Consider the following 19683-nt stretch of genomic DNA (forward strand, 5'->3'; position numbering starts at 1 on the left):
TGCTGGGCGGGTTCACGCCCAGCGCTCGACGCCGGCCCCTGACGTCTTCCTCAGAAAGGCAGCTTCATTCCGGCCGGCAGGCCGGGCATGCCCGCGGTGATCTTGCCCATCTTCTGCTCGCTCGTTTCCTCGGCCTTGCGCACGGCCGCATTAAAAGCGGCGGCCACCAGGTCTTCCAGCATGTCCTTGTCGTCGGCCAGCAGGCTGGGGTCGATGGTCACGCGCTTGACGTCATGCTTGCAGGTCATCACGACCTTGACCAGGCCGGCGCCGGACTCGCCTTCGACCTCGATCGTGGCGAGCTCTTCCTGTGCCTTCTTGAGGTTGTCCTGCATGGCCTGGGCCTGCTTCATGAGGCCGGCGAGTTGTCCTTTGTTGAACATGGTGCTTGTCCTTGATTGAAAGAGAGTGAGATGGGCGGCGAGGGACTGCCCTCAGGCGGGCTTGAGGCTGCCGGGGACGATGCGCGCCCCCCATTGCTGCATCAGCAGCTGCACGTCGGGGTCGTTGCGGATGGCCTCTTCGGCGGCGCGCTGGCGTGCCTCGGCCGCCAGCCTGTTGCGGCGCGCGGGGCTGTCGGTCACGGCGCCGATCTCGATGACCAGGCGCACGGCATGCCCGGCGCCGGCCAGCGCATTCTGCAGCTTTTCGCGGCTGGCCCCCTGGTTCAGCGATTCGCGCTCCACGCGCAGCAGCCACTGGTCCACGTCACGCGCGACCAGCTGCGACTGAAGCGCCAGCTCGCGCGCCAGCGCGGTGATGGCTTCGGCCGCCACCAGCGCGGTGACGGTGGCGAACCAGAAGTCGCCCTCCTCGCTGGGCGGAATGGGATCGAGCCGGCTGTCGCTCGGGCGCTCGCGCGCGCCGGGCGGCGGCTGCACGCGCAGGGGGATGGGCGAGAGCTCCGTGCCTTCCGAGGGTGCCTCGCGCGCCTGCCGCGGCGTTTCGGGGGGGGCTGCGCGACGGGCGGCATCCACCACGGGCAGACGCTGGCCGCGTGCCGCGCGCTCGGGCCCAGCGGCGGCGGGCGAAGGCGCCTGGGACGGTGCGGCCTGCACGGCGGGCGCATGCGCCGCACCGGCCTGCGGCTCGGGCCCGGACGCAGGCCGAGCCGCCGCATCCATAGCCGCAGCCGCGTCTTCCCACGGGGGCGTCGCGGCCTCCTGCGGCGCCGGCTCGGCGAGGGTGACGGATGCAGGCGATGCACTCGGCATCGGTGCTTCCGGCGCGCGCGCCTCTGGTGCAACGGGGGTTGCCGGCAGCGGCAGGGGCCGCGCGTCAGGCGCTGGCGTGGAGGCCGGCCGCGCGTCCTGCGCCGTCAGCAGGCTTTTTTTTTCCGCCGGCGGCGTCACCGCCTCGGCCGGCTTGAAGGCCAGCAGCCGCAGCAGCACCATCGTCAGCGCGGCGTACTCGTCGGGCGCCAGACCGAGTTCGGCACGGCCGTGCAGGCACAGGCTGTAGAGCAGCTGCGTCTCGTCGCGCGGCAGCGCGGCAGCCAGGCGCGCGGTCTCCATCGCGTCAGGAACGGTCTCGTCCTGCTGCGCGGCCTGCGCGCGCGCAGGGACGGCCTGAAGCACCGCCATGGCCTGCAGCACGGCCGTCATTTCTTCCAGGGTGGAAGCCGCCGACAGGCCATCGCGCCGCATCGCTTCGCTGGTTTCGACCACGGTCTGGCCGTCGCCCCGCGCCAGCGCGTCGATGAGCGCGTGCACGTGGCCGCGGTCGGCGCTGCCCAGCATCTGGCGCACGCCGCCTTCGGTCAACTCGCCGTTGCCATAGGCGATGGCCTGGTCGGTCAGCGACAGCGCATCGCGCATGGACCCGCGTGCGGCGCGCGCCAGCAGGCGCAGCGCGCCGGGTTCGGCCGGCACCTGTTCGGCGCCCAGCACGCGCGTGAGGTGCTCCAGCACGGTCTCGGGCGCCATCGGGCGCAGGTTGAACTGCAGGCAGCGCGAAAGCACCGTGACCGGCACCTTCTGCGGGTCGGTGGTGGCCAGCACGAACTTGAGGTATTCGGGCGGCTCTTCCAGCGTCTTGAGCATCGCGTTGAACGCGGTGTTCGTGAGCATGTGCACTTCGTCGATCATGAAGACCTTGAAGCGGCCCTGCACCGGCTTGTAGACGGCCTGCTCGAGCAGGCCCTGCACTTCGTCCACGCCGCGGTTGGAGGCCGCGTCGAGCTCGGTGTAGTCGACGAAGCGGCCGGCATCGATGTCGGTGCAGGCCTGGCACCTGCCGCAAGGCGTGGCGGTGATGCCGCCCTGGCCGTCGGGGCCCTGGCAATTCAGCGACTTGGCCAGGATGCGCGAGACGGTGGTCTTGCCCACGCCGCGCGTGCCGGTGAACAGGTAGGCATGGTGCAGGCGCTGCTGCGTGAGCGCGTTCGACAGGGCTTGCACCACATGCTCCTGGCCGACCATCTCGCTGAAGCTGCGAGGGCGATATTTGCGGGCCAGGACGAGGTAGGACATCGGACGGATTCTAAAAGCCGGCGGCGGCGCCTTCCGCCATCGCGGTGCCGGGGCACGCCCTTTTGCGTCTCGCGCCCCCATCGCTGCGAAGGGGCATGCGCGGCCGACTACAATGGGCGGCGACGGGCCTCCCCGCATGGTGAAGTGGCCAACCGGGTCAGGTGGGGAACCAAGCAGCCCTAACTGCGTAGCCAGTGCCGGGGGTAAGGCTCGTCACCTTCTTCTTTCGTACGAGCGCCTGCGGGCGCTTTTGCGTTTGCGGGACGCGCTTTTCTCGATCCTCAATCGGCCGCCATGCCGAGCCAGCGACGCGCCCCTTGGGCCGCCACCACGCCGCTGGCCATGCAGGCCGTCAGCAGGTAGCCGCCCGTGGGCGCCTCCCAGTCCAGCATCTCGCCCGCCACGAACACGCCCGGCATCGCCTGCAGCATGAGGCCGCCGTCGAGCGCCTCGAAGGCCACGCCCCCGGCCGTGCTGATGGCCTCCGCGACCGGCCGGGCAGCCACCAGTTCGATGGGCGCGGCCTTGAGGGTCTGCGCGATGCGCAGCGGGTCCTGCCACTGCTCGCGCGGCAGCAGCTCGTGCAGCAGCGCGGACTTGATCCCTTCCACGCCCAGCCGGCTCTTGAGATGGCTGCCCAGCGAACGCGAGCCGCGCGGGTGGCGCACGGCCGCCAGCACCTGTGCTTCGCTGCGATCGGGCAGCAGGTCCACCCACAGCGTGGCCGTGCCGTGCGCCGCGATGCGATCGCGCAGCAGGGCCGAAACCGCGTAGACCACGCTGCCTTCCACGCCCGTGGCCGTGGCGACGAACTCGCCCTTGCGCGTGACCGCTTCGCCGCCGGCATCGAGCACGCGCACGGCCACCGACTTGAAAGGCTGGCCGGCGAAACGTTCGGCGAAGAAGGGGGTCCATGCGGCCACGTCGAAGCCGCAGTTCGCGGGCCGCAGCGGCGCCACGGGGACGCCGCGCGCTTCGAGCACCGGCACCCAGCCGCCGTCGGAGCCCAGGCGGGGCCAACTGGCCCCGCCGAGCGCGAGCACCACGGCGTCGGCCGACCGGGTCAACCGTCCTTCGGGCGATTCGAACTGGAGGGGCACATGCGCTCCTGTGCCCGCCCAGCCCAGCCAGCGGTGCCGCATGTGGAAGCGCACGCCGGCCTCGCGCAGCCGGTGCAGCCAGGCGCGCAGCAACGGGGCCGCCTTCATGTCGATGGGAAACACACGGCCCGAGCTGCCCACGAAAGTCTGAACACCCAGCCCATGCACCCAGTCGCGCAAGGCCTGGGCATCGAAGGTGCGCAGCAGCGGCTCGATCTGCGGCCTGCGCGATGCATAACGCCCGGCGAACGCTTCGAAGGGTTCCGAATGCGTGAGATTCAAGCCGCCGCGCCCCGCCAGCAGGAACTTGCGTCCCACCGAGGGCATGGCATCGAACAGGTCGACTTCGCAACCCGCATCCGCCAGCTGCTGCGCGGCCATCAATCCGGCCGGTCCGCCGCCGATCACGGCCACCCGTTTCATGCGCCGCTCCCGGTGCGCGACGGTTGCGCTGTTTCCCGCAGGGAACTCCGTCGTTGCGGGCTTTGGCTATCGTCGCCATAGCGTCCCGGCCGACCCTGCAAACTCTTGGTTTCTGTCACAATGAACCGAACTGTAGCGGCACCCTCTGCCACGCCCCTGCACGCTAAGGAAACACCATGGCCAGCGAACTGATCAAACACATCACCGATGCCTCCTTCGAAGCCGACGTCCTGCAGTCCGACAAGCCGGTGCTGGTGGACTACTGGGCCGAATGGTGCGGTCCCTGCAAGATGATCGCCCCCATCCTGGACGACGTGTCCGGCACCTATGAAGGCAAGCTGCAGATCGCCAAGATGAACGTGGACGAGAACCGCGACATTCCGGCCAAGTTCGGCATCCGCGGCATTCCCACGCTCATGCTGTTCAAGAACGGCCAGCTCGCCGCCACCAAGGTCGGCGCCATGAGCAAGGCCCAGCTCACGGCCTTCCTGGAACAGCAACTGGCCTGAGCCGGCACCTTCGGGCACCGCCGCTCCTGCAAGAAGCATCGACAACGGCCGACGCGCAAGGCGTCGGCCGTTTTCTTTTCCTGTCATAATCAGGCGCAATTCACCGGCCTCCAACACAGCGGCCGGATCGAACGCCCCGGTCGCGCTGCACTTCTCTCGCGGCGCCTCAGACCTCCCCCTCCTGCAGACATAGCCGAATCCCACCCTGGGATCATTCCATGCACCTGAACGAACTCAAGGCACTGCACGTGTCGGAACTGCTCAAGCAGGCCGAAGCCCTCGAAATCGACAACGCCAGCCGCATGCGCAAGCAGGAGTTGATGTTCGCCATCATCAAGAAGCGGGCGAAGGCGGGCGAGCAGGTGTTCGCGGACGGCGTGCTGGAGATCCTGCCCGACGGCTTCGGCTTCCTGCGCAGCCCCGACACCAGCTTCACCGCGAGCACCGATGACATCTACATCAGCCCGAGCCAGGTGCGCCGCTTCAACCTGCACACCGGCGACATGATCGAGGGCGAGGTGCGCATTCCCAAGGACGGCGAGCGCTACTTCGCGCTGACCAAGCTGGACAAGGTGAACGACGGCGCGCCCGAGGCGAACAAGCACAAGGTGATGTTCGAGAACCTGACGCCGCTGTTCCCCAAGGAACAGATGAAGCTCGAGCGCGACAACTTCAAAAGCGACGAGAACATCACCGGCCGCGTGATCGACATCATCGCGCCCATCGGCAAGGGCCAGCGTGCCCTGCTCGTCGCCCCGCCCAAGAGCGGCAAGACGGTGATGATGCAGCACATCGCCCACGCCATCAGCGCCAACTACCCCGACATCCACATGATGGTGCTGCTGGTGGACGAGCGCCCGGAAGAAGTGACGGAAATGCAGCGCTCGGTGAAGGCCGAGGTCATCGCCTCCACCTTCGACGAGCCCGCCGCGCGCCACGTGCACGTGGCCGAGATGGTGATCGAGCGCGCCAAGCGCCTGGTCGAGCTCAAGAAGGACGTGGTGATCCTGCTCGACTCCATCACGCGCCTGGCCCGTGCCTACAACAACGTCGTGCCCTCCTCGGGCAAGGTGCTCACCGGCGGCGTGGACGCCAACGCGCTGCAGCGCCCCAAGCGCTTCCTGGGTGCGGCACGCAACGTCGAGGAAGGCGGCTCGCTGACCATCATCGGCACCGCGCTGATCGACACCGGCAGCCGCATGGACGAAGTGATCTTCGAAGAGTTCAAGGGCACCGGCAACAGCGAAATCCACCTGGACCGCCGCCTGTATGAAAAGCGCGTCTTCCCCTCCATCCAGCTCAACCGCAGCGGCACGCGCCGCGAAGAGCTGCTGCTGGCGCCCGAGGTGCTGCAGAAGACCCGCATCCTGCGCCAGTTCATGTACAACATGGACGAGATCGAGTCGATGGAAATGGTCCTCAAGAGCATGAAGGCCACCAAGACCAATGTCGAGTTCTTCGACATGATGCGCCGCGGCGGTTGATGCCGTTCGGCCGCGCGGGCTGCGCGGCCCGCGCTCTCATGCAGGGCCCGCCTTTCGGCGGGCTTTGCGCTTTCTAGAGGCGCAGTGCGCGGCCTTCTGCGGCACTCTGGCGACCGAGATCGAGCCACTGCATCAACTGCACGGCTTCATCCGGCGTCACGGGCGGCTTGCCCTGGCCACGGATCGCATCGCGCACCTGGGCGTAGTAGCGCGTGTAGTCGCCGCGCGCGTTGGGCACGGCTGCGGTGCGCAGCGAGCCATCGGGCTGCACGCTCACCCATTCGCCCTGCAGCGCATCCGCACCCCAGTCGCTGCCGCCTGGCTTTTGGCCCGCACGCAGCGCGTCTTCCTGCGTATCGACGCCCTGCTTCATGTAGCTGCCCTGCGTGCCATGCAGCAGGTAGCGCGGCGCAGCATGGGCCGCCAGCGTGCTCGCGTGCAGCACCACCCGCAGCGGCGCGTGCGGGCCGCGTTCATAGCGCAGCAGCGCATGGAAATGGTCTTCGACCTGCGCGCCGTCGCGCAGCGCGGCGCAATCGAGTTGCAGCGTGTCGGGTGCGCCAAAGAGCTGCAGCGCCTGGTCCAGCAGGTGCGAGCCCAGGTCGACCCACAGGCCCGCGCCCGGCACCGCCTGCTCGCGCCAGCGCGCTCGCACCTGCGGGCGAAAGCGGTCGAAATGCGATTCGAAGTACACGGGGCGGCCCACGGCGCCCCGCTTCAGCAGGTCGCGCAGGGTCAGAAAGTCCGCGTCCCAGCGCCGGTTCTGGTACACGCTGAGCACGCGCCCCTGCGTGCGCGCCAGTTCCGCCAGTTCGTGCGCCTGGCCGGCGTCGAGGGTGAAGGGCTTGTCCACCACCACATGCCTGCCCGCCTGCAAGGCCGCCCGGGCCACCGGATGGTGCTGTTCGTTGGGCGTGGCGACCACGATCAGGTCCACGTCCCGCGCCAGCAGTTCGTCCACCGTGGCGACCACCTGGGCCTGCGGCCAGTCCGCAAGGACCTTCGCGGGCTGAGAGCTGGCCACCGCCGCGAGTTGCAGCCCCGGCACGGCCGAGAGCACGGGGGCGTGGAAGGTCTGGCCGGCAAAGCCGTAGCCGACCAGGCCCACACGGATGACGGGACCAGGGCGCTCAGCGGATTCGGTGGAAGGCATGGAACAGGCGCATTGACGACATCAATGCCCAGTATGCGATAATCGCTGGCTTCGCGAAAAGTGCGCCCGGCAGATCGGCTTTGGCGTGGCTCTCGCAACGACCTCAAGGAACACCGCACCATGGCCAAAGAAGGCATTCACCCGAACTACCGCGAAGTCCTGTTCGTGGACCTGTCCAACGGCTTCAAGTTCGTCACGCGCTCGTGCGTGAACACGAAGGAAACCGAAACCTTCGAAGGCAAGGAATACCCGCTGTACAAGCTGGACACCTCGAGCGAATCGCACCCCTTCTACACCGGCACGCAGAAGTCGGTGGACAACATGGGTGGCCGCGTCGAGCGCTTCCGCAACAAGTTCGGCAAGACCGCACTGGCCAAGTAATCAGGCGCCACGCCGAAAAGGGCAGCCCGGGCAACCGCGCTGCCCTTTTTCGTCGCCGGGCCGAAAGCGGCATCCGCGCGCGCTGGAGGCAGCCGGCCCTTCTCCGGCCCCGGCACAACTCGTGACGCGGGGAACGCACGGGCTCCCTTTACAGTCGCCGCGTTCTCCTTGCGCATCTCAGTCTTTAGCCTTCTTGAACCAGCCCACGCCCGCCATCGTTGCCCAGAGCGCCGTGCGCCGCCTGCCCCGCGTGGCGCTGGTGCTGCTGTGCGTCGCCTACCTGCTGCCCGGCCTGCTGGGGCGCGGACCCTGGAAGAGCGCCGACGTGGCGGCCTTCGGGTACATGCACGTGCTGGCCAGCCAGCCGGGCGACTGGAGCCGCTGGCTGGAGCCCATGCTGCTGGGCCTCAAGCCCGAGATCCCGGCACTGCTGCCCTACTGGATCGGGGCCTGGGCGATCCAGCTGGCGTCCTGGTGGCGGCCCGACCTGGCGGTGCGCGTGGTGTACGCGCTCATGCTGTGGGGCACCTTCAGCGCGACCTGGTATGCCGTCTACTACCTGGCGCGCACCCCGCGCGCGCAGCCGGTCGCTTTCGCGTTCGGGGGCGAGGCCCAGCCCAAGGACTATGCGCGGGCAATCGCCGACGGCGGACTGCTGGCGTTGATCGCCAGCCTGGGCCTGGCCCAGCTGGGCCACGAGACCACCCCCGCGCTGGCCCAGCTCTTCTTCGGCGCCCTGTGCTTCTACGGCGTGGCTGCCCTGCCCTTCCGCCGCACGGGCCCGGCCCTCGCCCTGCTCGCCGGCGGGCTGGGCCTGTCGCTGAGCGGTGCACCCTGGCTGGCCCTGGTGCTGGGCGCGGGCAACCTGTTGCTGGGCGCGCGCGAATACGGGCAGGGCCGCTCGCATGAGGGCGAAGGCAGCGGCTACGCGCCCTTCGCTCTGGCCGCCATTGCCGCGCCCCTGATGCTGGGCGCCGGCCTGGCGTACGGGCTGCAGCAATTCCACTGGCGCATCGAGTGGCCCGGCGCCGGCACCAGCAGCGTCGGGGCCGACGCGGGCAGCCTGCTGCGGCTGTTCATCTGGTTCACCTGGCCGACCTGGCCGCTGGCGCTGTGGACGCTGTGGCGCTGGCGCCGCCAGTGGCTGGCGCGCCATGTGGCCCTGCCGCTCTTCCACACCGGTGTGATCGGCCTGGCCGCCGTGCTCTCGGCCAGCTCCGACCGGGTGCTGCTGCTGGCCCTGCCCGCGCTGGCAACGCTTGCGGCCTTTGCGCTGCCCACCTTCCGGCGCAGCGTCTCGGCCCTGGTGGACTGGTTCACCTTGCTCTTCTTCAGCGGCTCGGCGCTGCTCATCTGGCTCTACTGGATCGCGATGCAGACCGGCCAGCCGGCCAAGATGGCGGCCAGCGTGGCACGCCTCACGCCGGGCTACGTGGCCGAGTTCTCGCTGCCGGTCTTCCTGATTGCCCTGGGCGCCACGGGGGTCTGGTGCTGGCTGGTGCGGTGGCGCACCGGCCGCCATCGCGCCGCGCTCTGGAAGACGCTGGTGCTGCCCGCCGGCGGCGTGACGCTGTGCTGGCTGCTGCTCATGACGCTGTGGCTGCCCGCGCTGGACCATGCATTGAGCTACGCCCCCCAGGTCAGCGCCATCCGCCAGCACACGGGCACGCCGCGCTGCATGGCCGAGCTGGGCGTCGACCGGCCACAGCTGGCCGCGCTGCGCTACCACGGCCCCTATCACCTGCAGCCCATCAATTCGCACACCGAATGCGACTGGCTGATCGTCAAGCCCGAGGTGGTGCGGCTGCTGCAGCTGATCGTGGACCTGGACGACTGGCGCCTGGTCGGCACCTTCCGCCGCAGCACCAATGCCGGAGACGACCTGCTGCTCTACCAGCGCAAGCCCGGCGCGCCCCCGCCTGCCGCCCCCCTGCCCCCCTCGACCCCGCGGCCGACGGATCCTGACGCGCCGATGAGCGAACGCAGCCTCATCGCGCGCCATGCCGGCACGGTCTTCATCGGCCAGATGGCGGTGATGGCCTTCGGCGTGACCGACACCATCGTGGCCGGCCGCTATGCCGAAGAGGCACTGGCCGCGCTGTCGGTGGGTGCCGCCATCTTCGTGAGCGTCTACGTGTCGCTCATGGGCGGGCTGCAGGCGCTGCTGCCCGTGTGGGCCGAACTGCATGGCGCCGGGCGCAGCCACGAGGTGGGCCGTTCCGTGCGCCAGTCGCTGTACCTGTGCGCGGGCGCCGTGTGCATCGGCATGGCGGTGCTGCTCTTTCCCGCGCCGCTGCTGCGCTGGACGGACGTGCCGCAGGCGATGCAGGCCGACGTGACCCGCTATCTGGCCGTGCTGGCGTGGGCATTGCCGCCCGCGCTGCTCTTCCGCCTCTACAGCACACTCAACCAGAGCCTGGGGCATCCGCGCCTGGTCAGCTGGCTGCAGACGGCGTCGCTGGGCCTGAAGCTGCCGCTGTCGGTCTGGCTGACCTTCGGCGGCGCCGGCATGCCGGCACTGGGGCTGCTGGGCTGCGGCATCGCGACCCTGGTCGTCAACTGGAGCATGCTGGCGCTGGCCCTCGTGCTGCTGCGCACGCAGCCGCTTTATGCGCCCTATCGGCTCTGGCAGCGGCTGGAGGCGCCCGATGGCGCGCAGCTCAGGCAGTTCGCGCGCCTGGGCGTTCCGGGCGGACTGGCCGTGCTCGTGGAAGTCAGTTCCTTCACGCTGATGGCCCTGTTCATCGCGCGCCTGGGCACCACCGCCTCGGCGGCGCACCAGATCGCCTCCAACCTCACGGCCGTGGCCTACATGGCGCCGCTGGCGCTGGGCTTGGCGACCAGCGCGCGCGTGAGCTTCTGGCTGGGCGCGGACCAGCCCGCGCGTGCCCGGCAGGCCTGCCGGCTGGGCCTGGAGATGACCGTCCTGTGCGCGCTGGCGGTGGGCGCCGCCATGGCGCTGGGCCGCCACCCGCTGGCCGCGCTGTATTCCACGCAACCGGGCGTGGCCCAGCTGGCCGCCCAGTTGCTGCCGGCCACCGCGGCCTATCACCTGGCCGATGCGGTACAGACGCTGTGCGTGTTCGTGCTGCGCTGCTGGCGCGTGACCGTCGCGCCGCTCCTGATCTATTGCAGCCTGCTGTGGGGCCTGGGCCTGACGGGCAGCTACTGGCTGGCGTACCACGGCATCGGGCCCTGGCCGGCCATGCAGTCGCCGCTGGCTTTCTGGATCATGAGCGCGCTGGCCCTGGGGCTGACGGCGCTGCTCTTCCTGGGGCTGCTGGGGCGCACCGTGCGCCGCGCCACCACCGCCTGAGCGCGGCGGCGGCCCCCGCCAAAGCCCCGCGTCCGACGGCGGCCCGCGCGCTCAGGCCACCGCCATCTGCGGCCGCGCCGGCCGCAGCCGCGTCACCGGGAACAGCAGCATGAAGCGCGAGCCCTGCCCCACCGTGCTTTCGATGCGCAACTGCGCGCCATGGCGCTGCGCGATGTGCTTGACGATGGCCAGGCCCAGCCCCGTGCCGCCGGTCTCGCGCGAGCGGCTGCGGTCCACGCGGTAGAAGCGCTCCGTCAGGCGCGGGATGTGGTCGGCGGCGATGCCCGGGCCCGTGTCGCGCACCGCGAATTCGCCGCGGCCGTCGGGCAGCAGCCGCCAGGTCACGGTGACTTCGCCGCCCCCGGGCGTGTAGCGCACCGCATTGGTCACCAGGTTCGACATCGCGCTCTGCAGCTCGGTCGCCGTGCCGGCCAGCTCGGTGTCGGCCTCCAGCGCGAAGAACAGGCGGTGCCCCTGGCCGGACAGGCGCGCCGACAGGCCGCGCGCCTCGTCCTCGCAATGGGCCAGCAGGGCGCGCACACGCGTCCACTGGTTGCTGGGCGGCGGCGCGCTGCCTTCCAGGCGCGACAGCGTCAGCAGGTCGTTCACGAGCGTGCCCATGCGCTGCGCCTGCTGGCCCATCAGGCCCAGGTAGCGTGCGCGCTCGTCCGCTTCCAGCGGCAGGCTCTGCAGCGTTTCGACGAAGCCCGTGAGCACCGTCAGCGGCGTGCGGATCTCGTGCGAGACGTTGGCCACGAAGTCGCGCCGCATGGCCTCGGCCTGCTCGAGGGCCGTGACGTCGCGCGTGAGCAGCATGCGGCGGTTGCCCGCATAGGGATGCACCTGCACCGACAGGCGCGCGGGGCGGCCCTGCGCCCCCGAGGGCGCGGCCGGTCCGTCGATGACCACGTCGCGGCTGTAGTTCCAGGACGCGAGGTAGGCCACGAAGGCCGGATCGCGCACGAGGTTGGACAGGTGCTGCAGCAGGTCGCGCTCGGCGTCGATGCCCAGGTGGCCGGCCGCGGTCTGGTTGCACCATTCGATGCGGCCCTGGTCGTCGATCAGGATCACGCCATTGGGCGAAGCCTGGATCGCCGCCAGGAACTCCTTGAGCCGCTCCTCGGCCTGCTGGGTCTGCTGTTCGCGCACGCGCAGCAGCTTGCGCACGCGCTCGGCGATCTCGCCCCACACGCCCATGCGGCGCGCACCCAGGCCCACGGTGTCTTCGCGCAGCGCCTGCACCAGTTGCTGCGCACGCCAGGCGTCCATGAGCAGCCATGCCAGCGCGCCGATCCATGCGCCCACCCAGAGCTGGCGCCACTGGCTGGTCAGCCCGGCCAGCAGGGCGCCGGCGATCGAGGCAAGGAAGAAAGCGGCGATACGGAAGGGCATGGGCGGATTATGAGGAGCCGCGCGGGCGCAGCGGCAGCGGACGCCGGCCCAACGCAAACGCCCTGGCGGACCAGGGCGACAGGCATGAAAAAGGAAAGCGGTGCGCAGGCGCGGGCCTGCCGGAGCTCAGACCGTGGCCTGGGCCGTGAAGCGGTAGCCCGCGCCGCGCACGGTCTCGACCATGGTCGAGGCCGCCCCGAGCGCTTCGCGCAGGCGCTTCACGTGCACGTCGACCGTGCGCTCCTCGATGAAGACATGGTCGCCCCACACCTTGTCGAGCAGCTGGGAGCGGCTGTGCACGCGCTCGGCGTTCTGCATCAGGTACGACAGCAGCTTGAACTCGGTCGGCCCCATCTTCAGCGGGTTGCCCTGCCAGGTCACGCGATGCGTGGCGGAATCGAGCACCAGATCGCCCACCTCCACGCGCTCGGCCGCGGCCTCGGGCGCGCGGCGGCGCAGCACGGCGCGGATGCGCGCCAGCATCTCCTGCGTGGAGAAAGGCTTGGTGATGTAGTCGTCGGCCCCGGCGTCCAGGCCCGCCACCTTGTCGGGCTCGTCGCCGCGTGCCGTCAGCATCAGGATGGGCACGGCCTTGGTCCGTGCCTCCTTGCGCCACTGGCGCGCGAGCTGCAGCCCGCTCTGGCCCGGCAGCATCCAGTCCAGCAGGATGAGGTCGGGCAGCACGGCGTCGATCTCGCGCTGCGCCGACACGCCGTCCTCGGCCCAGATGGGCTCGAAGCCGTTGTGCCGCAGGTTCACGGCCAGCAACTCGGCAATGGACGACTCGTCCTCGACGATCAGTACACGCGGTTTCTTCATGGATCAGTCAGTCCGCAGGCTCATTGCACCGCGGATTCGATTTCCTTCATCGGAGTGTGCCGCACGTCGGCACCCTTGACGACGTAGATGATGAACTCGGCGATGTTCTTCGCATGGTCGCCGATACGCTCGATGGCCTTGGCCACGAACAGCAGGTCCAGGCTCGGCGAGATGGTGCGCGGGTCTTCCATCATGTAGGTGACCAGCTTGCGCACGAAGCCGTCGAACTCGTGGTCGATCAGGTCGTCCTCCTTGAGGATGGAGACGGCCGCCGCGGTGTCCAGGCGCGCGAACGAATCCAGCGCCTTGCGCAGCAGGCCCGAAGCCAGGTCGGCCGCGATGCGCAGCTCGGTGGTCGGCAGCTGGCGCGAGGAGCCGCTTTCGATGATCGACTTGACCATGCGGGCGATGCGGTGAGCCTCGTCGCCCACGCGCTCGAGGTTGGCCGTGGCCTTGGAGATGGCGATCAGCAGGCGCAGGTCGCGCGCGGTGGGCTGGCGGCGCGCGATGATGCTGGACAGCTCGCGGTCGATCTCCACTTCCATCGCGTTGAGGCTGTCTTCGGTCGCGATCACGCGGTCGGCGGCTTCGGTGTCGTAATGCAGCAGCGCATGGATGGCCAGGCGGATCTGCGATTCGGCCAGGCCGCCCAGTTCCATCACGCGCGAGGAAACGCCATTGAGCTCGCTGTCGAACTGGCTGGAGAGGTGCTTTTCGGTCATGTCTTGCCTCCGGGTCCGGATCAGCCGAAGCGGCCGGTGATGTAGTCTTCCGTTTCCTTGCGCTGGGGCTTGAAGAACATCTGCTCGGTGGCGCCGAACTCGATGAGGTCGCCCAGGTACATGTAGGCCGTGTAGTCGCTGCAGCGCGCGGCCTGCTGCATGTTGTGGGTCACGATCACCACGGTGTACTCGTTCTTCAGCTCGGCGATCAGCTCCTCGATCTTGGCGGTGGAGATCGGGTCCAGCGCCGAGCAGGGCTCGTCGAGCAGCAGCACCTCGGGCTTGATGGCGATGCCGCGGGCAATGCACAGGCGCTGCTGCTGGCCGCCGGAAAGGCCCGAGCCGCTTTGCTGCAGCTTGTCGCGCACTTCGGTCCACAGGGCCGCCTTCTTCAGCGCCCATTCCACGCGGTCGTCCATTTCGCTGGCCGACAGGTTCTCGAACAGTTTCACGCCGAAGGCGATGTTGTCGTAGATCGACATCGGGAAGGGCGTGGGCTTCTGGAACACCATGCCCACCTTGGCGCGGATCAGCGCCACGTCCTGCTTGGAGGTCAGCAGGTTCTCGCCGTCCAGCTCGATCGCGCCCTCGGCACGCTGCTCGGGGTACAGCTCGAACATGCGGTTGAAGGTGCGCAGCAGCGTGGACTTGCCGCAGCCCGAGGGGCCGATGAAGGCCGTGACCTTGTTCTCGGGGATCTCGAGGTTGATGTTCTTCAGCGCGTGGAACTTGCCGTAGTAGAAGTTCAGGTCCTTGACGGCGATCTTGGCGCGCTCAGGCGTGGAGGCAACGGTGGCAACCATTTGGAGGTCTCTCAGAATTTGCTGCGCGTCAGAACCCGCGCGAGGATGTTGAGGGCGAGCACGGCGACGGTGATGAGGAACACGCCGGCCCAGGCCAGGTGCTGCCAGTTCTCGTACGGGCTCATCGCGAACTTGAAGATGGTCACGGGCAGGCTGGCCATCGGCTGCGTGATGTCCGACGTCCAGAACTGGTTGTTCAGGGCCGTGAACAGCAGCGGCGCGGTTTCGCCGGCGATGCGCGCCACGGCCAGCAGGATGCCAGTCACCACACCGGCGCGGGCGGCGCGCAGCGTGATGGACAGGATCACCTTCCACTTGGGCGTGCCCAGGGCGTAGGCGGCTTCACGCAGGCCCGGGGGCACCAGCTGCAGCATGTTCTCGGTCGTGCGGATCACCACCGGGATGGTGATGAGCGCCAGCGCGAGCGCACCGGCCAGGCCCGAGAAGCCCTTGAAGTAGGCCACGGCCACGGCATAGACGAACAGGCCGATCACGATGGACGGCGCCGACAGCAGGATGTCGTTGACGAAGCGGGTCACCGACGCCAGCACGCCCTTGGGGTTGTATTCCGCAAGGTAGATGCCGGCCATGATGCCGATGGGCGTGCCGATGAAGGTCGCCAGACCCACCATGACGACGGAGCCGAAGATGGCGTTCAGGATGCCGCCCTCTTCGTTGGGCGGCGGCGTCATCTGCGTGAAGGTGGCCACCGACAGGCCGGACAGGCCCAGCCGCAGGGTCTCCCAGAGGATCCAGATCAGCCAGAACACGCCGAAGGCCATGGCTGCCAGCGACAGGGTCAGCGCGACCTTGTTGACCGTGCTGCGGCGCGCGAACTTGGCCTGGCGCACGGCGGCCAGCTTCTGCGCTTCGAGGAGTGCGTTGGCGGTGCTCACGATTTCTTGCCCTCGCTCTTGGCCATGCGTGCCAGCAGCAGCTTGGACAGCGACAGCACGACGAAGGTGATGAAGAACAGCACGAGGCCCAGGTACATCAGCGCGGCCTGGTGCAGGCCCGCGCCCGCTTCGGCGAACTCGTTGGCCAGGGCCGAGGTGATGGAGTTGGCGGCCTCGAACATCGACAGCGAGTTGAGCTGGTTCATGTTGCCGATCACGAAGGTGACGGCCATGGTCTCGCCCAGCGCCCGGCCCAGGCCGAGCATGATGCCGCCGATGACGCCGGCCTTGGTGTACGGCAGCACGACCTTGGACACCACCTCCCAGGTGGTGGAACCCAGGCCATAGGCCGATTCCTTCAGCAGCGGCGGCGTGACTTCGAACACGTCACGCATCACCGAGGCGATGAAGGGAATGATCATGATCGCCAGGATGATCCCGGCCGACAGGATGCCGATGCCCACGGGCGGGCCGGAGACCAGGGCGCCCAGGTAGGGCACGTCGCCGACCAGGCGCTGCAGCGGCTGCTGCACGTAAGTGGCCAGGATGGGGCCGAACACCAGCAGGCCCCACATGCCATACACGATGGAGGGCACGGCGGCCAGCAGTTCGATGGCGGTGCCCAGCGGGCGCTTGAGCCAGGCCGGCGACAGTTCGGTCAGGAACAGCGCGATGCCGAAGCTCACGGGCACGGCGATGACCAGCGCGATCAGCGAGGTCATCAGCGTGCCGTAGATCATGACGAGGCCGCCGTACTCGTCCTGGACGGGGTCCCAGACGCTGCTGGTGAGAAAGCCCAGCCCGTACTTGGTGATGGCCGGCCAGGCGCCGGCAATGAGTGACAGCAGGATGCCGATGAGCAGCGCGAGGGTGAGCAGCGCGGCGCCCTTGGCGGCCCAGCCGAACAGGCGGTCTGCGAGCGGGCCCGAGCGGGTGCTCTTGACGGGCGGCGGCGACGCGGTGCGCGTGGCCTGCGTGGAAACGTCCATCGGCGCTGCGCCGGCGGTGAGGGTGGATGACACGGGTCGCTCCATGGTGGCGTGGGCGCGTGCGCAGTCCTTCAACCGCGGCACGCGCCCTTTGTCGTTTTTATGAACTGACGAGCAGCGCCGTGGTCACTCGACGGCGATCGCCTTGCCGGCGCTGTCCTTCACGCTGCTGGCCCACTGCTTGGTGATGGCCGTCTTCACGCTGGCGGGCATGGGCACGTAGTCCAGGTCGGAAGAGGTCTTGTCGCCGTTCTTGTAGGCCCAGTCGAAGAAGCGCAGCACCGTGGCGGCCTGGGCGGGCTTGTCCTGCGTCTTGTGCATCAGGATGAAGGTCGCGCCGGTGATGGGCCATGCGCCGTCGCCCGCCTGGTCCGTCAGGATCTGGTAAAAGCTCTTGTCCCACTGGGCGTTGGCAGCCGCGGCCTTGAAGGCGTCCTCTTCAGGCTGGGGGAACTTGCCGGCGGCGTTCTGCAGCAGGGCGTAGTTCATCTTGTTCTGCTTCACGTAGGCGTACTCGACGTAACCGATCGAGTTGGGCAGGCGGCCCACGAAAGCGGCCACGCCTTCGTTGCCCTTGCCGCCCGCGCCGGTGGGCCAGTTCACGGCGGTGCCTTCGCCCACCTTGGCCTTCCACTCGGCATTGACCTTGCTCAGGTAGTTCGTGAACAGGAAGCTGGTGCCCGAACCATCGGCGCGGCGCACCGGGGCGATGGCGGCGTCAGGCAGGTTCAGCGAGCCGTTCAGGGCCTTGATGGCGGGGTCGTTCCACTTGGTGATCTTGCCCAGGTAGATGTCGCCCAGCACCTGGCCGCTGAGCTTCAGCTCGCCCGGCTTAATGCCCTGGATGTTCACCACAGGGATCACGCCGCCGATCACGGTGGGGAACTGGATCATGCCCTTGGCGGCCAGGTCCTCGTCCTTCAGCGGAGCGTCGGAAGCACCGAAGTCCACGGTCTTGGCTTCGATCTGCTTCAGGCCGGCGCCGGAGCCCACGGACTGGTAGTTGATCTTGATGCCGGTGGCCTTGTGGAAGTCGGCGGCCCACTTGGCATACAGGGGCGCCGGGAAGCTGGCGCCGGCGCCGGTGGCTTCCTGGGCCATGGCGGGCAGCGAGACGAAAGCGGCAGCGGCGACGCCGGCGGCGATGAATTGGAACGGGCTTTTCATGGTCATCCTTTCGAAGATGGCGAACCCCGTGGATCGGGGGTTGAAAGAAATGTAGGAAGGCCATGTGACAGTGCCGTGACAGGCTGTCATAAAACGCGGGAGCCCGGCCGCTCCTGCCGGGCATGCCGTGGAGTCATCATTTCGTCACGCACCGGCGCCATGCTTGCAGCCCCTTCGCGAAGCCCCGCCGTTACCATGCAGGCTCGCTTCCCCTGCTGTCACCTCCCCCATGCAAAACGGAACCCGCCTGGCCGCGGTCGATCTCGGCTCCAACAGTTTTCGCCTTGAAATCGGGGAGGTCGACCACGGCCAGATCCACCGCGCGGAGTACCTCAAGGAAACCGTGCGCCTGGGCAACGGCCTGGACGCCAGCCGCAATCTGACGCTCGAAGCCATGCAGCGCGGCTGGGCGGCGCTGGCCCGCTTCGGCGAGCGCCTGGCCGGCTTCAAGCCGGGACAGGTGCGCGCCGTGGCCACGCAGACCCTGCGCGAGGCGCGCAACCGCGACGAGTTCCTGCTGCGCGCCCGCACGGTGCTGGGCTTCGGGATCGACGTCATCCCGGGCCGGGAGGAAGCCCGCCTGATCTACCAGGGCGTGGCCCACACCCTGCCCCACCAGGACGGCAGCGAGCGCGAACGCCGCCTGGTGGTGGACATCGGCGGGCGCTCCACCGAGCTGATCATCGGCCAGCGCTTCGAGGCCCTGGCCACCGAGTCCTACCGCGTCGGCAGCGTGGCCTGGTCGATGAAGCACTTTCCCGACGGCCAGTTCACGCCCGCCGCCTTCCGCGTGGCCGAGGTCGCGGCCAAGGCGGTGCTCGACGACGCCCTGGCCTACTGCGGCCGCGACCAGTGGGACGTGGCCTACGGCTCCTCCGGCACCATCGGCGCCGTGGGTGACGTGCTGCTGGCCGCCGGCCACGCCCCCGGCGTGGTCACGCGCGAGGGGCTGGACTGGCTGCTGGACCGCCTGCTCAAGGCGGGCCAGGCCGACAAGCTGCGCCTGGACGGCATGCGCGAGGACCGCAAGGCCGTGATCGGCGGCGGGCTCTCAGTGCTGCGTGCGATTTTCAGCCTGCTCGACATCGAGGAAATGCGCGTGGCCCAGGGTGCGCTTCGCCACGGCGTGCTGTACGAACTGCTGGAGCGCGACGAGGCGGTGGCCGACATGCGTGCCACCACCGTGGCGCGGCTGGCCACGCGTTTCGCGGTCGATTCGGCCCAGGCGCGGCGCGTGGGTGAGACGGCCAGCGCCCTGTTCGTGCAACTGGTGCCGGGCGCGCGCGGCGCGGCCAACACGCACAGCGCCGGCCGCGCTCTGCGCAAGCTGCGCTGGGCCGCGGCGCTGCACGAGATCGGCAACCACATCGCGCACAGCGACTCGCACAAGCATGGCGCGTACATCCTCGACAACGTGGAGGCGCCCGGCTTTGCCACCAACGAACTGCATGTGCTGAGCCAACTGGTGCTCGGCCATCGCGGCAAGCTGCGCAAGATCGAGACGTCGCTGGACGACGCGCTCTTCACGGCCCAGTTGCTGGCGCTGCGCCTGGCCGTGCTGCTGTGCCACGCGCGGCGCGATCCCGAAGTGGACAGCCTGCGCCTGGCCCGCGGCGGTAGCCCGCAGAGCTTCGAGCTGCGCGCCAGCGCCGACTGGGCCGAGCGCTACCCGCAGTCGGCGCACCTGCTGCAAGAAGAAGTGCTGGCCTGGCAGAAGGCCAATGTGCAGCTGACGCTGCAGATCGATTGAGGGACGGCGGGCCTCGCACGCCGCGCGCTGGCGTTCCGCAGTGCACGCCTGGATTCTCCCCCGGGATTCGAGGCCGGCGCACGACGTGCAAGAAAAGTGGTGGCCTGCCCGGAGGGACTCGAACCCCCGACCTGCTGCTTAGAAGGCAGCTGCTCTATCCAGTTGAGCTACGGGCAGATCCGGGGGCCTGCTGCATGCAGGCGAATGCGGTGCGGCAAGAAAAAATGGTCGGAGCGGCGGGATTCGAACTCGCGACCCTCTGCTCCCAAAGCAGATGCGCTACCAGGCTGCGCTACGCTCCGACAAGC

15 protein-coding genes, 2 tRNA genes, 1 other RNA gene and 1 pseudogene are annotated in these 19683 nt (G+C 68.9%); 6 read left to right on the plus strand and 13 right to left on the minus strand.

The window, feature by feature from the left end; translation table 11 throughout:
• Positions 1-50: 50 nt before the first annotated feature.
• Positions 51-383: a YbaB/EbfC family nucleoid-associated protein gene (locus LG388_RS15025; RefSeq protein ID WP_225783519.1), complete on the minus strand. Its 333-nt coding sequence runs from the start codon at positions 381-383 to the stop codon at positions 51-53.
• Positions 384-434: 51 nt separating this feature from the next.
• The gene (gene dnaX / locus LG388_RS15030; RefSeq protein ID WP_225783520.1) at positions 435-2471 is read right to left on the minus strand and encodes a DNA polymerase III subunit gamma/tau; all 2037 of its coding nucleotides are present in this window, start codon (positions 2469-2471) and stop codon (positions 435-437) included.
• 121 nt (positions 2472-2592) lie between these two features.
• Between dnaX and ffs the strand changes: the two genes are divergently transcribed.
• An RNA gene (gene ffs, locus LG388_RS15035) (signal recognition particle sRNA small type) lies at positions 2593-2689 on the plus strand.
• Between the two features lie 63 nt (positions 2690-2752).
• Here the strand turns inward: ffs and LG388_RS15040 are convergent.
• Positions 2753-4045, minus strand: a pseudogene (locus LG388_RS15040) (TIGR03862 family flavoprotein); the annotation flags it as partial.
• Between the two features lie 125 nt (positions 4046-4170).
• On the opposite strand from LG388_RS15040, the gene trxA reads away from it, so the two are divergent.
• Both trxA and rho read left to right on the plus strand, forming a co-directional pair.
• The gene (trxA, locus tag LG388_RS15045; protein WP_225783522.1) at positions 4171-4503 is read left to right on the plus strand and encodes a thioredoxin TrxA; all 333 of its coding nucleotides are present in this window, start codon (positions 4171-4173) and stop codon (positions 4501-4503) included.
• A 218-nt stretch (positions 4504-4721) separates the two neighbouring features.
• The gene (rho, locus tag LG388_RS15050; protein ID WP_225783523.1) at positions 4722-5987 is read left to right on the plus strand and encodes a transcription termination factor Rho; all 1266 of its coding nucleotides are present in this window, start codon (positions 4722-4724) and stop codon (positions 5985-5987) included.
• Positions 5988-6060: 73 nt separating this feature from the next.
• Here the strand turns inward: rho and LG388_RS15055 are convergent, their stop codons facing one another.
• On the minus strand, positions 6061-7140 hold the full coding sequence (locus LG388_RS15055; RefSeq protein WP_225783524.1) for an oxidoreductase: 1080 nt from the start codon (positions 7138-7140) through the stop codon (positions 6061-6063).
• Positions 7141-7260: 120 nt separating this feature from the next.
• Here LG388_RS15055 and LG388_RS15060 point away from each other — a divergent pair, with 120 nt between their 5' ends.
• Together LG388_RS15060 and LG388_RS15070 are read left to right on the plus strand one after the other, a co-directional pair.
• On the plus strand, positions 7261-7521 hold the full coding sequence (locus LG388_RS15060; RefSeq protein WP_225783525.1) for a type B 50S ribosomal protein L31: 261 nt from the start codon (positions 7261-7263) through the stop codon (positions 7519-7521).
• Between the two features lie 1972 nt (positions 7522-9493).
• A complete protein-coding gene (locus LG388_RS15070) occupies positions 9494-10837 on the plus strand; it encodes an MATE family efflux transporter (protein ID WP_225783612.1) in 1344 nt (447 codons plus the stop codon).
• A gap of 51 nt (positions 10838-10888) precedes the next feature.
• Here LG388_RS15070 and phoR read toward each other — a convergent pair whose 3' ends face one another.
• The 7 genes from phoR to pstS all read right to left on the minus strand — a co-directional run bounded on the left by phoR (position 10889) and on the right by pstS (position 17625).
• On the minus strand, positions 10889-12229 hold the full coding sequence (gene phoR, locus LG388_RS15075) for a phosphate regulon sensor histidine kinase PhoR (RefSeq protein ID WP_225783526.1): 1341 nt from the start codon (positions 12227-12229) through the stop codon (positions 10889-10891).
• A gap of 126 nt (positions 12230-12355) precedes the next feature.
• Positions 12356-13048 (minus strand): phosphate regulon transcriptional regulator PhoB, encoded by a 693-nt coding sequence (gene phoB, locus LG388_RS15080; protein ID WP_225783527.1) that lies wholly within the window; start codon positions 13046-13048, stop codon positions 12356-12358.
• A gap of 20 nt (positions 13049-13068) precedes the next feature.
• Entirely contained in the window at positions 13069-13770 is a 702-nt protein-coding gene (phoU, locus tag LG388_RS15085; RefSeq protein ID WP_225783528.1) for a phosphate signaling complex protein PhoU, read from the minus strand.
• A 20-nt stretch (positions 13771-13790) separates the two neighbouring features.
• Positions 13791-14573, minus strand: a complete 783-nt coding sequence (pstB, locus tag LG388_RS15090) for a phosphate ABC transporter ATP-binding protein PstB (protein WP_225783529.1) — start codon at positions 14571-14573, stop codon at positions 13791-13793.
• Positions 14574-14584: 11 nt separating this feature from the next.
• Positions 14585-15469, minus strand: a complete 885-nt coding sequence (gene pstA / locus LG388_RS15095; protein WP_225783530.1) for a phosphate ABC transporter permease PstA — start codon at positions 15467-15469, stop codon at positions 14585-14587.
• Complete coding sequence (pstC, locus tag LG388_RS15100) at positions 15466-16458, minus strand: phosphate ABC transporter permease PstC (protein ID WP_225783613.1); 993 nt, start codon at positions 16456-16458, stop codon at positions 15466-15468. Before pstC ends, pstA begins: the two co-directional genes overlap by 4 nt.
• Before the next feature lie 126 nt (positions 16459-16584).
• On the minus strand, positions 16585-17625 hold the full coding sequence (gene pstS / locus LG388_RS15105) for a phosphate ABC transporter substrate-binding protein PstS (protein WP_225783531.1): 1041 nt from the start codon (positions 17623-17625) through the stop codon (positions 16585-16587).
• A gap of 229 nt (positions 17626-17854) precedes the next feature.
• Here pstS and LG388_RS15110 point away from each other — a divergent pair, with 229 nt between their 5' ends.
• Positions 17855-19375, plus strand: coding sequence for a Ppx/GppA phosphatase family protein (locus tag LG388_RS15110; RefSeq protein WP_225783532.1), 1521 nt, complete (start codon positions 17855-17857; stop codon positions 19373-19375).
• Positions 19376-19475: 100 nt separating this feature from the next.
• Here LG388_RS15110 and LG388_RS15115 read toward each other — a convergent pair.
• Both LG388_RS15115 and LG388_RS15120 read right to left on the minus strand, forming a co-directional pair.
• A tRNA-Arg gene (locus tag LG388_RS15115) sits at positions 19476-19552 on the minus strand.
• Between the two features lie 48 nt (positions 19553-19600).
• Positions 19601-19677: transfer RNA gene (locus tag LG388_RS15120), tRNA-Pro, on the minus strand.
• Positions 19678-19683 lie beyond the last annotated feature (6 nt).

This window comes from Xenophilus sp. Marseille-Q4582, assembly GCF_916700565.1.
Classification (GTDB): Bacteria; Pseudomonadota; Gammaproteobacteria; order Burkholderiales; family Burkholderiaceae_C; genus Xenophilus.

Bases quoted from the DNA above. Each gene is read 5' to 3' on its own strand.
- LG388_RS15025 (WP_225783519.1), bottom strand. From the start codon at position 383: ATGTTCAACAAAGGACAACTCGCCGGCCTCATGAAGCAGGCCCAGGCC.
- dnaX (WP_225783520.1), bottom strand. From the start codon at position 2,471: ATGTCCTACCTCGTCCTGGCCCGCAAATATCGCCCTCGCAGCTTCAGC.
- trxA (WP_225783522.1), top strand. From the start codon at position 4,171: ATGGCCAGCGAACTGATCAAACACATCACCGATGCCTCCTTCGAAGCC.
- rho (WP_225783523.1), top strand. From the start codon at position 4,722: ATGCACCTGAACGAACTCAAGGCACTGCACGTGTCGGAACTGCTCAAG.
- LG388_RS15055 (WP_225783524.1), bottom strand. From the start codon at position 7,140: ATGCCTTCCACCGAATCCGCTGAGCGCCCTGGTCCCGTCATCCGTGTG.
- LG388_RS15060 (WP_225783525.1), top strand. From the start codon at position 7,261: ATGGCCAAAGAAGGCATTCACCCGAACTACCGCGAAGTCCTGTTCGTG.
- LG388_RS15070 (WP_225783612.1), top strand. From the start codon at position 9,494: ATGAGCGAACGCAGCCTCATCGCGCGCCATGCCGGCACGGTCTTCATC.
- phoR (WP_225783526.1), bottom strand. From the start codon at position 12,229: ATGCCCTTCCGTATCGCCGCTTTCTTCCTTGCCTCGATCGCCGGCGCC.
- phoB (WP_225783527.1), bottom strand. From the start codon at position 13,048: ATGAAGAAACCGCGTGTACTGATCGTCGAGGACGAGTCGTCCATTGCC.
- phoU (WP_225783528.1), bottom strand. From the start codon at position 13,770: ATGACCGAAAAGCACCTCTCCAGCCAGTTCGACAGCGAGCTCAATGGC.
- pstB (WP_225783529.1), bottom strand. From the start codon at position 14,573: ATGGTTGCCACCGTTGCCTCCACGCCTGAGCGCGCCAAGATCGCCGTC.
- pstC (WP_225783613.1), bottom strand. From the start codon at position 16,458: ATGGACGTTTCCACGCAGGCCACGCGCACCGCGTCGCCGCCGCCCGTC.
- pstS (WP_225783531.1), bottom strand. From the start codon at position 17,625: ATGAAAAGCCCGTTCCAATTCATCGCCGCCGGCGTCGCCGCTGCCGCT.
- LG388_RS15110 (WP_225783532.1), top strand. From the start codon at position 17,855: ATGCAAAACGGAACCCGCCTGGCCGCGGTCGATCTCGGCTCCAACAGT.